This is a genomic window from Pseudoalteromonas sp. L21, from assembly GCF_021728035.1.
Taxonomy (GTDB): Bacteria; Pseudomonadota; Gammaproteobacteria; order Enterobacterales; family Alteromonadaceae; genus Pseudoalteromonas; species Pseudoalteromonas arabiensis.
Genome location: NZ_JAKKCV010000001.1, coordinates 635,147 through 650,754 on the forward strand (window position 1 = coordinate 635,147; position 15,608 = coordinate 650,754).

10 protein-coding genes are annotated in these 15,608 nt (G+C 42.2%); 2 read left to right on the forward strand and 8 right to left on the reverse strand.

Going from position 1 to position 15,608, the window contains the following annotated elements; genetic code table 11:
* Positions 1-89 precede the first annotated feature (89 nt).
* Positions 90-2,537, reverse strand: a complete 2,448-nt coding sequence (gene pbp4b / locus L3V41_RS02945; protein ID WP_237127140.1) for a penicillin binding protein PBP4B — start codon at positions 2,535-2,537, stop codon at positions 90-92.
* Positions 2,538-2,864: 327 nt separating this feature from the next.
* On the opposite strand from pbp4b, the gene L3V41_RS02950 reads away from it, so the two are divergent.
* Positions 2,865-3,710 carry a MurR/RpiR family transcriptional regulator gene (locus L3V41_RS02950; protein WP_062569591.1) on the forward strand — a complete coding sequence of 282 codons (846 nt, stop codon included), beginning with the start codon at positions 2,865-2,867 and terminating at the stop codon, positions 3,708-3,710.
* Positions 3,711-4,072: 362 nt separating this feature from the next.
* A complete protein-coding gene (locus L3V41_RS02955; protein WP_237114354.1) occupies positions 4,073-7,126 on the forward strand; it encodes a carboxypeptidase regulatory-like domain-containing protein in 3,054 nt (1,017 codons plus the stop codon).
* Between the two features lie 324 nt (positions 7,127-7,450).
* Here L3V41_RS02955 and L3V41_RS02960 read toward each other — a convergent pair whose 3' ends face one another.
* From L3V41_RS02960 to L3V41_RS02990, 7 genes are all read right to left on the reverse strand, one after another.
* On the reverse strand, positions 7,451-8,629 hold the full coding sequence (locus L3V41_RS02960; protein WP_237127141.1) for a DUF1343 domain-containing protein: 1,179 nt from the start codon (positions 8,627-8,629) through the stop codon (positions 7,451-7,453).
* Positions 8,629-9,564 carry an N-acetylmuramic acid 6-phosphate etherase gene (gene murQ, locus L3V41_RS02965; RefSeq protein ID WP_062569589.1) on the reverse strand — a complete coding sequence of 312 codons (936 nt, stop codon included), beginning with the start codon at positions 9,562-9,564 and terminating at the stop codon, positions 8,629-8,631. Before murQ ends, L3V41_RS02960 begins: the two co-directional genes overlap by 1 nt.
* Complete coding sequence (locus L3V41_RS02970) at positions 9,554-10,465, reverse strand: BadF/BadG/BcrA/BcrD ATPase family protein (RefSeq protein WP_237127142.1); 912 nt, start codon at positions 10,463-10,465, stop codon at positions 9,554-9,556. The genes murQ and L3V41_RS02970 overlap by 11 nt, the downstream gene beginning before the upstream one ends.
* Positions 10,466-12,034: a sodium:solute symporter gene (locus L3V41_RS02975; protein ID WP_237127143.1), complete on the reverse strand. Its 1,569-nt coding sequence runs from the start codon at positions 12,032-12,034 to the stop codon at positions 10,466-10,468.
* A gap of 80 nt (positions 12,035-12,114) precedes the next feature.
* The gene (locus tag L3V41_RS02980; protein ID WP_083515321.1) at positions 12,115-12,864 is read right to left on the reverse strand and encodes a L,D-transpeptidase family protein; all 750 of its coding nucleotides are present in this window, start codon (positions 12,862-12,864) and stop codon (positions 12,115-12,117) included.
* Complete coding sequence (locus L3V41_RS02985; protein WP_193987704.1) at positions 12,861-13,973, reverse strand: dipeptide epimerase; 1,113 nt, start codon at positions 13,971-13,973, stop codon at positions 12,861-12,863. The genes L3V41_RS02980 and L3V41_RS02985 overlap by 4 nt, the downstream gene beginning before the upstream one ends.
* Before the next feature lie 8 nt (positions 13,974-13,981).
* The gene (locus tag L3V41_RS02990) at positions 13,982-15,358 is read right to left on the reverse strand and encodes an SH3 domain-containing protein (protein ID WP_237127144.1); all 1,377 of its coding nucleotides are present in this window, start codon (positions 15,356-15,358) and stop codon (positions 13,982-13,984) included.
* Positions 15,359-15,608: the final 250 nt, after the last annotated feature.

Consider the following 15,608-nt stretch of genomic DNA (forward strand, 5'->3'; position numbering starts at 1 on the left):
CCCTTTTAAATTAAGATCAATATTTTATTTTTATTATGCTAAAACCCGCTAAGCTTAATGGCTTTACCGCTAAACTCAACTTAAATCGACTAGTGATTTAATATACTCTCATAAATCAGTGAGATAATAGAGCCATACTTGCCTGTTTCGAAACGCTTTCCGACAAATTCGTAATTTTCTAGTGAGCCTTCAATGGGTGTATGCCGTGCATTGGTTAAAAGTACAATTGCTAGGTCATATTCGGGATCAATCACAGTTACTGTGCCAGTCCAACCTGTATGACCAAAGGCGCGGGGGCTGGCATAAGGGCCAAAATGCCATTTACGCGCTTGGTGTCCTGCTCTGCGCCACCCTAAGCCATACGTTTCATCACTCGCTTGCGGCTGAGTGAACTGCGCAAGCACTTGTGGGGTAAATAACTGTTTATTAGCGTAGCCACCGCCGTTTAGCAAAACTTGCATTAACACAGATAAATCTCCTGCGGTACTAAAAAGCCCCGCATGTCCTGCTACGCCACCTAAGGCATAAAACGCTTTTTCATCATGTACTTCACCTTGCAGTACATCGGTACGAATATTTTCAAATTCAATACGCCCACCGCGAGTGTTACCCTTTATTTCAGTGGCGGCAATTTGCGAGGCTAAAAAGCCTTTTTGTAATGGGTTATAAACCGTGTGCGTTAAACCAAGTGGCTGATAAATTTGGCTTTCAACATAAGCATCTAGGGGCATACCGCTAATGCGTTCAACCAGCACACCTAACAACATATAATCGATATCAGAATATAAGTGCTTTACGTTACGACCCGCCACAAAGGGGACACCAGTTAATAGTAGGTTTTTGGTACGCAGGCTATTTTGTGAAAAAAAGCGCTCACCAAATTTATTGTCTTTACGGTGAAAATCAACCACAGCGGGGTAACCTGCGCTGTGGGTAAGTAAGTCTTTCACTAAGCGCTGTTCACGACCGCTGCCCCTAAATTCTGGTAGGTAATAAAACAGCGGTTTTTCTACGTCGAGTTTACCTTCGCTGGCAAGTTTCATCAGCGCAAAGTTGGTGGCAAACATTTTTGAGTTCGAGGCAATATCAAACAAAGTATCGTTTTGCATGGCTTGTGGGGTTTTAAGCTCACTGCCATCAGCATGGTACTTTTTAGCTGCGCCATAATGGCTTAATTTAATCAGTTTGCCATCTTTAACAATTGCAAGCACAGCCCCTGGAAAGCCCTCTTTAATCTCTTGATTAATTAATTCATCAACGGCGTTAAAGCTATGTTGACTGCTACTCTTAACAAGTTTAGGAAAAGGGAAACGTAAGGTTAAGCTTGCATCCGCAGGCTGGATATTTTCAACTTTAAACGTATTGATGCCATCATGAGTACGTTTATACAAGCTGTATTGGTAGGTTTGCTCTGCGGTAAGTGGCGAGGCAATATTAATTTTTTCACCATTAATATAAATGTCTGCGCTAATCGCATCGTGATTTTCAATAATTATTTCACCACGACCTTTAAAAGCTGTAAATGTGCCCCTGTCGTTTACTAGCGCGCGACTACTCGGATCAAGTGCAGGAATACGTGCTATCACTTGTGCATTAGCCAGTGTTTTTGGCTCTGGCTCAACCGCTTGCTGTTGCTGCTGATATTCTGTAAATAACCGCTCAAGTTTTTTAGGAAAGTACTTTTCTAATAATGCAAAAAGGACGGATGCAGTTCTAGCATCATTATTACCACTTACATGCCAAGGTAAAAAGTGCATTTGAAAGGCACTCAAAGCATCTAGGGTTTGAAAATCTAGCTGCCCTGTTGCAATCACCTCATAGCCGTAGCTGCGCAGCGCTTTTTGCACAAGCTCTGTTGAAGGCTTTGATGCACTAAATAACTGCCAATATTTATCAACGGTGTCACTGTCGTACCACGCACCGATACCCGCTTTATAAAGTTGATACCAAGGAAAGCGCGGGCCAGGGTCGTTCTTACGGCTTGGGGCAATATCAGAATGACCAACCACTTGAGTTGGACCAATATCAGGGTTTCGAGCAAGAATATCTTTACTTAATTTGATAAGTAACTCAATTTGCTTGGCATCGTAATCAGGGTAGATACATAGTTTACTTGCATCATTTTGCATCGCAGGTTTACTTTGTTCAGGTGTGTGACAGGTAGGTACGTTAACGATTTCAATACCAATTGAGTGATCGTTTAAGTCTTCTCTGCCTTGCCAAAAACTACGTCCTGCGTGCCATGCTCTGTCTTTTTCATCAACGAGCTGAATAATTTCTAAATCGTCTTTTGGGTAACTTGAATCGCCCGACTCAGGTAATAAGTAATGAGAGCTTAGGCCTCCTTCATCGACTAATGCACGCATCGATTTTTCGTAATCAATGGCGGTGTAATGCATCACTAAAAACTTTACCCGATGACTGTAGTTGGCTGATTGCGTATAGGTATATTGATTACTGGCACAGCTAACTAATAATGCCGCACTACAAAGATAGCACAGCTGTTTAAGTAATGTTTTCAAAGAGATAAAACTCATAACCGATTCATACCTGATGATTTAAGCGTTGACGATTCTCAGCAATACAGTAGCAACACCCATGTAACATGTAAAATATTTTATTTTACATAAATGGAATAAAAAGCATATTTTATCTTTCTCATGGTAAATATTGAGTACACTCAATAATTAGTGTTGTATCTATTATGGAATAAAACTATATTATTCCATCTAAATTAAGAAAAATATTCCAAACTTAAGTCAGCTAAAACAAAAATAAGTCGTCATGTTAAACAGCCAATGTGCCATATTCATATTTGAAGCATGCAATAAGCAAGACTAAGTTAAATAAACAAAGTGAGCCCTATGTCTACTTTTGTAAAAATTAAAGCCTTACGCCAATCTTTATCGAGCAGCGAAGCTAAGCTGGCTGATTTCACATTAAATTCGGCTAACGCTATTCGTAATTTGTCATCGGTTGAATTAGCTAAAGTGGTTGGTGTGAGTCAATCAAGCGTGGTGAAGTTTTCACAAAAATTAGGTTATAAAGGTTTTCCAGCTTTTAAGCTTGCGGTGATTGATGCCCTTAATGATGAAAGTAGCGAACCCAAACTCCATGGCAAAATTACTTTAAATGATTCGCTTGAGCAAATCGCTGAAAAATTACTGAGCAGTAAGCTTGCTGTTTTAACTGAAACAAAAAACCTTAACGAAGCTGCTGCAATTGAAAAAGCTGTCGAGCTATTAAAATCAGCAAAACGCATTCTTATTTGTGGCGTGGGTGGTTCAGCACTGGTTGCAAAAGACTTTTCATATAAATTACAAAAGCTCGGTATGCCAGCAATCGCTGAGCCAGATGGACATGCGCAACTTGCCTATGTGGCCACCTTTTCTAAGGGCGACTTAGTTATTGCTATTAGTGAGTCAGGCATGACCCGCGAAATTGCCGAAGTAGTTAAACAGGCCAAGAAAAACGCAAGCTCAGTGATCTCAGTAACAAAATTTGGTAGCAGCCTAGTCGCCGACTCAGCAGATGTAAAACTCTACTCTGTCGCTGAAGGAGAATCTGTTCGCTTATCATCTATTTTAGCGCGAACAGCTCAGGACTTTGTAATTGATATTCTTTTTATCGCCCTTACACAATCGAGTCGCCAAGGCCGTAAATTGCTGGAACATTCTAACGAAGTTGTTGGCGAGTTTAAGAATAACTAATTTAGTTTTTTACGCTTATTTGAATAACAAAGCAGCTTAGGCTGCTTTTTTAATGATTTTTGTTTTAAATACGCTCCCCACCCCCATACAACTCCAAGCCCCAAATTTATACACTATAAAGCAGTGAGAATGTATTACAGAGTGCACAAACAGCATAGCGCCCTTGCATAGTATACAAACTGCCTATTTTTTACCTAAAACTACTTATATATTTTATTCCCAACAAACAACATTTAAATGAAAAAATATTCTTGACCAACACTAATAACACCTGTTTAATATGTGGGCAACATAATTTTAAAGTTCATGTCTCAACTGGGTAAGTAGTCCACCAAAGCATATAAATATAAGGACGGGAAACAATGAAACAACATGCATCCTCTCTCGCGCTAAGCTACATAGCAAAAGCGACCAATCATGCACTTCGCGCAAAAAAAACAGCCTTAACAGGTGTCGTTATGGCCGCAGCTTTAACAAGCGCACCAGCCTTAGCTAATCTAACGGGTGGGATCAAAGGTAAAGTATCAACACCAGCGGCACAACAATCATTGGCAGGGATCACAGTTACAGCCAAAAGTAATGTCATGCCTAAAGCACGAACCGTTACTACACGTGAAGATGGCAGCTACGACTTACCACAGTTAAAACCTGGTACTTATGAACTAACCTTCACCGACAAAAACGGCGTTTCACAAACCATGACGGTTGATGTTTTGCTTGAGCAAACATCGAGTCTCAATATTACGTTAGGTGGCGCAGACGAAAATGTTGAAGTTATCACCGTAACCGGTAGTAAATTATACCGCCAAGGTAAGTCAGCACTAACAAACTCTCTTGGTCAAGAAGGTATTAATAATGTACCTGTAGGCCAAGATTACCGTGATTTATTAAAACTTGTGCCAGGGGTAGAGCTTTCAGCAAATACAACATTAGGCCCCTCAGCAGGTGGCTCTGGTGTAGACAATTCGTATGGCTTTGATGGGGTAAATGTATCGCTGCCTATGTATGGTAACTTGGCGTCTGAACCTTCAACCCACGATGTTGCTTATGTAACCATGGACCGCGGTGGCGCGAAAGCGGTTGGTTTTAACCGCTCTGGTGGTTTTTCTGTTAATACCGTGTCTAAGTCTGGTACTGATGAATTCCACGGTAACATCGAATACAAAGCACAGCCAAAAAGCTTTGTTGCAACGCCAGTGGGAGAAGAAAGCTATGAGATGGATAAAAGCTGGCTAACAGCAAGTTTAGGCGGCCCACTTATCGAAGATACCCTCTATTTTTATACCTCATATTATCGCCCTGAAGAAACACGCTCTAATAAAGGCACGGCCTACGGTGATGTTAAAGACTATGAAAGTGTTCGAGATGAATACTTTGGTAAATTAACTTGGGCACCGACCGACGATATTTTAATTAATATTTCACAACGAACCTCGGATAAAACACTTAAAGGTCGCTCAATTGGTGCTTACGAAACAGATAGCGTCTCTGCAGGTGATAAAGCTGATCAAGATATCTTTACACTAGATGGTTCATGGATTTTAGGCTCTGCAACCACCCTATCATTCCAGTACAGTAAATTTGATTTAGAAACGGGTTCACAGCCTGATAACCCGCTTAGTGTTGTTCCTTCATTAAACGGCCAACTTGATGTCAATAACCTAACGGAAATGGGTTATTTTTCAGTACCTAGCTTAATAGACTATGATCCCGCTGACGGGTTCACCGAAGAGCAAATTGCGATACACAACGCTGGAGCCTCAGCACTCATCAACACCTATGGTTATCTAGAAGATGGCGTGATGAAAGGCAGTGGCGGTGTAGGTGCATTTGCAACTTATGATAATCAAAACTTCTATCGTGACTCTTTTGAAATAAACCTAGAGCATGAATTTGACTGGGGCGATACATATCACACACTTCATTTTGGTGCGAAGTGGGAAGAAGGTGAAGAGCAACTTACACGCTTATCAAATGGTTGGGGACGTATTGCATACATTGGTGGCTTAGTTGATCCTGATGCCGATACTGAAGGCTTTGACCCTGCTGATGCGGTTTACCGTGCCCATGTACAGCAAATGAGCTTAGCAACCGATGGCGGCACAACAGTTTCGGGGATTAAATCAGAAACGCGAAGCCTCAACTTTGAAATTAACGATACCATTGAGCATGGGGATTGGACCTATAACTTAGGTTTACTTGTTAGCCAAGACACTTGGTATGGCCAAGGCTTGAAAAAGAAATCTGGCACAATCTCTGGCTACGAAGTCGCTCCTGGCCACAAATATGAAATGTATCAAACAGATTGGAAAGATATGCTGCAACCGCGATTAGGTGCAACATGGACCTACTCAGGTGAAGACTCAATATTTGCCAACTTTGCAATCTATAACCCAGAAGCAAGCTCACTTTCACGGGCAGCATCTTGGGACCGTAATACCCGCGCCGAAATCGAACTGCTTTTAGATGAATCGGGTAATATTCTTTCGGCATCTCCGCGCCGTGGTTCATCGGGTAAAGCATTTCAAGAAGATATGAAACCTCGTCGTATTAACGAGTTTACATTGGGTACAACCAAGTATATTGGCTCAGACTTGGTATTGCGTGCTCACGTACGTCACCGTAAAGGTATGCACTTTTGGGAAGATATGCCAAATACAGCACGCTTAACAGACTACTCTGGCGTTGATGCTGACGGCGTACCACAGCATATTGCAGACAAAGGTTTATATATTGATAACCTAGATGCGATTCGCGATGAAATCGGTGGTTCTTCGTATGTAATCGCCGAGGTTGATGGTGGTGAAACCAAGTACTGGGAAGCAAGCATCGAAGCTGAGTACATGGGTGAAAATAGCTATATCAATGCCTCTTATGTATGGAGCCATTACTACGGCAACTTTGACCAAGACAACACCACCACAACCAACGATGCCAACAACTTCATCGGCTCGTCGTACTATGGTGATGGTCGCGGCCGTTATTCATGGGATAACCGCTACGGTAAGCTCTCAGGCGATAAACCACATCTATTAAAAGTGTATGGTTATTACACATTGCCTTGGGAAGCCAACTTAGGTGCTTATTTCGTATTCCAATCTGGTAGTGCATGGGAGAACTGGGATGGTACTCGATATGGTTACTCATCAACCACAATATCTAGCCACGTTAGCCGCTATGCAGAACCAGCTGGTTCTCGCAGAACAGCAAGTCATTGGCAACTTGACTTAAACTACACGCAAGACTTTAAGTTCTCAGGTGATATGGAATTACAATTGCGTGCTGACTTATTCAATGTGTTTAATCGTCAAACGGGCTATAACAAAAACCCATATGTATTTGATGAAAACTACGGTGAATCACGCAGCTACTATAACCCTCGCAGCTTACAGTTATCAGTTAACTTTAAGTTCTAAAAACCAGTTAAATCCTGTTGGGGGCCGCATATGCGGCCCTTTTTTATACTCAATAAACTGAGTAACATACCTACCTTGATTACGTTCTCGCTGCTCTATTTTTTAACGGATAGAGCCTGCATATTAAAATGTAGAGATAGAATTATAGAAAGCAGAAAAGCAGCCCCTAAAGGTAGCTTTAAGCGAGGAGTATTCTGATGCCTGTCAAGACATATAACCAAAGCCAAGGCGTTTCATAGCTGTTGTGTATCTATTTTAAGATTTAATTGAATCGTCAGGTTTGGCTAAAACTAAAAACGAGGCCTCTGCCTCGTTTAGTAATTATTACTGATAAAGTAAATAAGGTTGTCGCTGTCGTTTAAAGGTAGCTAAATCCTCCTGCCAGCTTTGCCTAATTTGCTGCTCAGTTTGGCCTGCTTCAATGGCTAAACGTAATTTATCAGTGCCTGCGAGCTTATCCATAAAGTCAGGACGTTCAAAAAAAGTCTGTTTGGTCTCTCGCAACGTGTGGTAGGCCGATATAAATACACTTAAATCTAGACCATGTATTGTTGAGTCACGTAAATCTTGACCAAATACTTCGACTCCTTTGAATTTAGGGTGCATTGAAGCACCTTTAATCGCCCTTGGCGTAAAACTAAACTCGCCGAGTTTAACTGGCGAGTAACCGACAACTTGAAACGGAAAGTCAGTGCCACGGCCAATAGTCACAGGGGTTGCTTCAAAGAAGCACAATGATGGGTAAAGCGCAATTGACTGGGCATTTGGCAAGTTAGGGCTTGGTTTTATTGGTAACTCATAAGCCATAGTGCGATCATAATTCACAACAGGCACGACGCTTAGCTCAAGCTTACCTGCGTCATTTATCCAACCTTCACCTTTGATCATTTGGGCAAGTTCAGCCACTGTCATACCGTGTAAAACAGGAATTTCGTGCATGCCAACAAACGAGCGAAATTTTGCTTCAAGGATAGGCCCATCAACATAGGCAATATTCGGGTTTGGCCTGTCTAGTACCACAACCTCTTTATTATTTTCAGCGGCGGCTTCCATCACGTAATGCATTGAGCTTATATAGGTATAAAAACGCACACCAACATCTTGAATATCAAAAATAATAACGTCTAAATCAGCGAGCATCTCAGGGCTTGGCTTTTTGTTGCTGCCATAAATAGATACAACATCGATACCTGTTTTAGCATCTACTGTGCTTTTAACGTGAGCGCCAGCGTCATGATCGCCGCGAAAACCATGCTCTGGGGCAAATATTTTGCTAACGACAACGCCTTTATCTAGTAATGCATCAACTAAATGTTGGCCATTGACCACTGATGTTTGGTTAACCACTAAGCCAACACGTTTTCCTTTTAATGCTGGTACATAGGCTTGAAAATTGGCTGCCCCCACCTGTAGAGGCAGTGCATTTTTAGGCGCTTGTACAGGCGTTTCTTGGCAACCTAAAAGCGCAAAAAAACTAACGAGTAAAGCAGCTAAAAAACGCATTATTCTTCAACCGCCTTACGTAAAAAGCCACCCGCTTTTGAAAGTAGTTGTTTTGCTTCAGGTGCAGGTTTTCCGGTTAATACGATTAAAATAGCCAGTTTTGCGCTTTGCTCAGCTTGCTTTAATGCATCCACGGCTTGCTGCTGAGAGCAATCTGTTGCTTGCATGACAATACGAATAGCACGAGCATGTAGCTTTTCGTTACTGGCATTCACATCAACCATGAGGTTTTTATAGACTTTACCGGTGCGGATCATGCTGGCTGTACTTAGCATATTAAGTACGAGCTTCTGCGCGGTGCCCGATTTCATACGTGTAGAACCAGTCACAGCTTCTGCCCCCACCACGGGGCAAATACCAATTTGTGGTAAACGCATCACTGCTGAATCAGGGTTACAAGTGACACCCACAGTGACACAACCAAGTGATTTAGCGTATTCAATTGCCGAGCAAACATAAGGAGTACGGCCACTGGCAGCAATACCAACTACGACATCTTTACTGGTTAAATTGGCATTTTTTAAGTCTTCAATAGCAAGTGTTGTACTATCTTCAGCGCCTTCTACGGCTTTTTTAACCGCAGTGTCACCACCAGCAATAATGCCGAGCACTTGCTGATCGCTCACGCTATAAGTAGGCGCACATTCAACCGCATCCAAAATACCTAAGCGACCACTGGTGCCAGCACCAATGTAGATTAACCTGCCACCTTGTTGAAATGCTTCAACTACATGATCGACAGCTTCACTAATTTGTGGGATCACGTGTTTCACGGCACCCGCTACTTTGTGATCTTCATTATTGATTTTAGTGAGGATCTCAGTGGAGCTGAGCAGATCGATATCCAAAGTGTCTGGGTTTTGTCCTTCAGAGACAATACCGTTTAACTCTTCGAGTAACTCACGTTGTTGCTTAAAGACGTGCTCAGGGCTCATTGGGTTGTCCTTTTTCAATAATGTCATGGTAATGCTTTACCGCTAAAATGGCGGCACCAGTTAATGAATCTCCTTTACAAGGAGATAATTCGTTTTGTAAAGCGAGTGGCAATAACGGCTGGCTAACTTTCGCCAAACCACCAATTAAAATCACCGGTAATGGCGAGTTGCCTCGGCTTTTATTTATTAACCTAACCACCGATTGGGTGTGCTCTGTTAATACCGTTTTTGCCGCCTCACAGTCGTTTTGTAAGCTAAACACCAACGGACTAAATGCTGCATAATCCGCGGGTTTTGCTTGTTTAAGCCAACTACTAATTGTTTGACGAGTGCATCCTAGCTGTTCACTCAAACGAATCGTTAATCGGCTTTTTGGTAAATTGTAAATATCTATATCATTTAATAATTGCTGCACAGCCATCAGGCCGATACGTGCACCACCGCCAAAATCATCAACGGTAAAACCCCAGCCGCTCACCAACTTAGTTTGCTTTTGCGCGTTTAATCGTGCCCCAACAGCACCGGTGCCGAGGGCAATAACCACACATGGCTCACCAAGATTAGCACCATATAATGACGTAATGGCATCGCTGGTGATTTGTAAACTGGCAAACTCTATTTCATACACCAGTTTCAGCATCACTTTAAATTGCTCAGCAAGGCTCTGCGATGAACCACCGGCAATCCCCATAACGGTGACGATTTCACTTGGCTCTGCGCCACTTTGCTGGCAAACATCACGGGTCACTTTAACAATGTTTTCTAACGCTAAATCAAGATCATTCGAGATTGATGCTGAACCAGCTTGAGCATGAAATGTAGCACCACTTGCCTGCTCTTTTAGCTCAGCTAACACTTTAGTGCCGCCACCATCGATGGCTAAAATATAGCGTAAGGCCATTTATGCGCTCTTCTCGTGCGCCGCTTTACCTAGGCAACACACCAATGTCGCAAGCAAAGTGCCGATGCATAGCTGCCAAGTAAAGCCTAAGTAAAAACGCATTGACTCAGGTAGTAACCAGTCAATCATGTACGGCTGCATTAATAAGGTCACCATAAAGCCCGCTATTAGCGCTGCTAACACTGAACCTTCACTGCCTCGTTTGGTGAATAAGGTCGTAAAATACACACCTAGTAAGCCACTGTACGAAAACACCATTACACTTAGCGCAAATTTTAATAATGGCATATCACTGTATTGCTGCCAGAAATAACAAAGAATAGCCATTAGCGCTAGGGCAAGGCTCACCAGTGCCATCCCTACACGACCCGCTTTTACAAAGTGATGGTCGCTTACTTGTTTGTTTTGTTTTTCTAAGTACGGGCGATAGATATCTTGTACGATGACTGAAGACATCGAACTAAGCCCAGAGTTCAACGTAGAAATAGCGGCAGCAATAATACCAACGCTGACTAAACCTTTAACCCCAGCTGGTACTTCGTTTAATACGTAGTACATAAAGATTGTGATTTTTTCGCCATTAAATTCTTGTACAACCGTTTTCCCTGCCTCGCTATTCATTAATACAGGTTGCTGATAAACAATATAAAGCAGCAAACCAATAAAGATAAAAATAGCCATAACTGGGATCACCATCACCACCGATAGTAATAACGCTTTACTGCCTTCTTTTGGGCTTTTACAGGTTAATAAACGCTGCGTCATATCTTGGTCTAAACCAAAAGCCGCGATGTTTAAAAGCACAAAACCTGTTAATACAGAGGCCATGTTAAACACCCCTGACGGGCCAAAATCTAAATCAAATTTAAACAGCGCAAGTTTTGAATCTGCACCTGGGCTTGGCTCATTCAGCGTTGCAATAATGGTTGAAAAATCAGCCGGAATTACACTCAGCAGGCACCAAATAACCGCAATAGCCGCACTAACATAAACAATACTTTGCAGCACATCTGAGTAAATAACACTGCGAATCCCCCCCAAAAAGGTATAAAGCAAACCAGCAAGTGCCAGCACTAAAGTCGCGATAACCACACTGTCAGCATTGATATTGCCATATAGAATCATCGCCACAGCAATGGCTGCCATGTATAAACGGGCGCCACTGGCAAACACTCGGCCAAATAAGTACATCAAGCCGCTACGACGCTTTGCCTTTGGACCGATGCGTTTTTCTAGTAGCTCATAAACAGTAAATACTTTTTGCTGATAGAACTTTGGAATTAAAAATGCCGATACGACAAAGGCGGCAATAAACGCACCGATATTAGTGGCTATGTAGGAAAAGTCACCTTGATAGCCTTGATCTGGCCCACCGATAAAGGTTGCTGCAGATTGTGAGGTAGCTAAAACAGAAATAGCCACCATCCAAGTTGGCATACTATTTCCGCCTAGAAAAAAATCTTGGCTTGAGTTAGCGCGTTTGCGATTAAACCACCAGCCACTTAGCAATAAAATTGCACCGTAACTTGCGAATACGAGCCAATCGAGAAAAGCGTAATTTGCACTCATTTATTATCCTAACTCAAACCTTGGTGGAATATATTATTCCACCATTATGACAAAATTAAAATAGTTTTATTTTATTATTTTTATTCAGCTAAGCTAGGTAATTGCCACTGACTTTGCTTTTGTTGATATTGCGCCTTGGTCAAGCTGACTAATAACGGCTTTTTACGCTCATCTAACCAAGCAAGTAGAGCATCCATATCGCTTTCTGTCATTGCTGTACAACCTGCTGTAGGCTTACTTGGCGCTCGCCATAAATGCATAAAGATACAACTGCCCGCACCATTAATATTGCTTGGGTTATGCTTAACTACAATGCCTTTTTTATAAAGGTTATCTTGGCTGTAAATATCACGACGCATCCATTCTGAAGAGTCTTTTACGGCATCTTCGCCTACTTGTGCTTTATCAACCAATTGGTTGTAAAACGGCGAGCCTTTTACATCAATACAATAATCATTGGCGGTCATTGCTTGATAACTGAGGTTCGTTTGCAGTGAATCTAAGTAGCCAAAGGCAGTACCTAGTTCAAAAACACCTGCTGGTGCTTTACCATCCCCTTCTTGTTTTTGCAGGCCAGGTTGTGCAGGATGCAGCCCCACTCCCCAAGCAAGACCTGTACGGCCAAGCACCACCGCATGTTGCTCGCCTTGTTGTTGCCAGCTACCGGCGCTTTTTTCAAAACGATACAGTGTGGCATCAATAGCATCACTATCATTAGCGACCACCACCACGAGCTGCTGATGACTGTTATCAATAACAGGTTTAGGTAACTCTTTGCTGGCACAAGCCGATAAACTCATAGCTGCAATAAGACTGACTAGTTTTTTCATGCTGGCCATACTCCGTTTGTAATTGGTTCAAGTCCCGCTATTGATTCAATGCCAAGACCTGGTGCATCGGATAAGCGTATTTGTGGGCCGCTAAATTCAACGCCCCCTTGCACAGGGTCATACTGACCAAGGGCAGGGCCATCTAAATCGATTTTACTGATTTGCTGCGCTTTGGCTGAGGCTAAATGTGCAGCACCAGCAACGGCAATACTGCCCTCTAGCATACAGCCAATCATACATTCCGCTTGGTATTGGGCTGTAATATTAGCAATCTCAATTGCTCGGCTTAAACCGCCCGTTTTCATTAATTTAATATTGATAATATCAACTGCACCAAGTTCTAAAAGTTGGATCACTTGCTTAGGTGAAAAGGCGCTTTCATCGGCCATAATCGGGGTGTTCACTCGCTCAGTAATATATTTGAGACCTTGAATATCACTGCTTTTTACTGGCTGCTCAACCAACTCTAATACCACGCCTGCTTGCTCTAGTTGTAGCAGTGCAAACACAGTTTGTTTGGCATCCCAGCCTTGGTTTACATCTAAACGTAACTGCACCTTAGCGGCAAAGCCTGCATGGATTGCTTTTACACGTTCAATGTCTTGATTAAGGTTATTGCCGATTTTTATTTTTAATACATCAAAGCCTTGCTCAACCGCGCGCTGACAGTCACTGAGCATTTTATCTATGTTGTCGACACTGATGGTGATATCAGTTTTCAGCGCTGACTTACCACCACCTAGTAACTTATATAAAGGCGCTTGGTAGAGCTTACCCCATAAGTCATAAACCGCCAGCTCTAAGGCCGCTTTTGCACTGTTGTTACCAATCACCGTTGATTGAATAATGTGAGTAAGCTGATTGATGTTTTCGACTTCTTGCCCGACTAGTTTAGGGGCAATAAATTGCTGAATGACCGCTATCATCCCTTGATGGGTATCGCCTGTAATAACCGGTGTTGAGGCCGCAGAGCCATAGCCGATTTGGCCACATTCGGTGTCGATTAAAACCACTAAGTCTTCGATAAAACTCACTTCTCTCAGTGCAGTTTTAAATGGGGTAACTAATGGCACTTTGAGCTTTGCAAAGCGAACAGCTTTAATTTTCATATTGGCCTCTAGCGAATACGCTTAATGTTATAAACACGGTCTAAATAGCTGGTTTCTTGAGATAATCTAAGTGGCAATAAGGGCGTGACCGACACCCCATTCAAGGCACTACTATAAAAGCTACCATCGCCTTTGTTATAGCCTAAGCCTTTAACGTCATGAATAACATAAGGCTCGCCGTGATGCTCCCCTAAGTACATCATCACATGACCAGGAATATAAATTAGATCGCCAATCGCCATGTTTTTAACCGTCGGCAACTTAGCATCCGCCGCGGTATTTTTATCAAAACGACTATTTTGTCCGTATTCGCTGCTGCCTTGCTGGCCTGAATTACGTGGCATTAATAGACCAAAGCTTTTATAAATCTCACCAACAAACCCAGTACAGTCGCGGCCATTGTAATCATGCCCCCAACCATAACGCTCACCTAAAAATTTAAAGCCTTGCTTAATGAGGTTTTGTTCGTTGTAGTCTAGGTAGCCTAAGTTTACATCAGCAGCTTTGCTAATCATTGCAGGTTTAATAACAAGTTGGCCTTGCTCATCACGGGTTGGTAACTGAACAACATGGCTGGCATAGCTGTTTTGGCCGTTGAGTAAATACGGTACTTGTTCACTATCAACTAAGGGTAAGCGTACCCCCATATCGAGCTGCACTTCTGAAAGGCTTTCATCGCTTGGCACATAAGCGGTATTTACTTTTGCACCAGTTACCACCAAAAAGTTGTCTTGTTCGCGATAGGCTTTTATTTTATCTACATCAGCAAAGGCAAGATCTTCGGCAGGCGTCCACGCTAAGTAGTTGTAAGCACGTACTAACAACCATTTTTTATCTGCGCTTTGATGCAATACAGCAACCGCTTCCCCAGGGAACATACCGCTTTCTTGAAAGCGATCTAAGTCTTGATCAAGGCCACTATTTAAAACCCGATCCCAAGTTGGAAAAGTACGTAACGCAGTGCGTTTAACGACCACAGCAAAACGTACTTCATTGTTATTAGCGACTTTATTAAGGTCTAAATTAGCCTGATATTTTGCAAAATCTTTCGCGGTGAGTTGCCGTCCGTCGGTAAAAAAGCGCGGGCTTTTTGGAATTGAGCTTGCCGAATGAATGGCGCGTGTTAGCTCGTCTTTAGTGAGCGATTTTTGAAATGACAGTGGATCAACAATGTATTTATTATCTTTAATTAATTTCTCGTTGAAGGCTGCAATTTGCGCCCTCGTCATGATCATTTTTGCTGATGCACCTTTCGCTAACCAGTAACTTGGTGAAAGCTGTGACTGGGTGACCCCGATAACATCTGATTGCCAACCCTCAGCATGCATAGGTGCACTAAAAGCAACACCTAAAGTAATTGATAAAGCGATAATTGAACGACGCATAGCTGTTCCTTAATTCTTAGTAAATGCGTGAATTTAACAATTTAGCAAATACATGCTGCCCCTTACTTGCAGGCCAATAAGCTGTTCCGCATACACAAAACAAAATTCACAATTATTATTTTTTTTGGAATATTTTATTAAATTTACCACAAATTTATTATGAAGCAAGGTAACTTAATTTTCATACTTATTAACTTATTTGCATCCAAGGTGTTAGCAACTACGTTTATAGTGTAAACCTCCCTTGAAA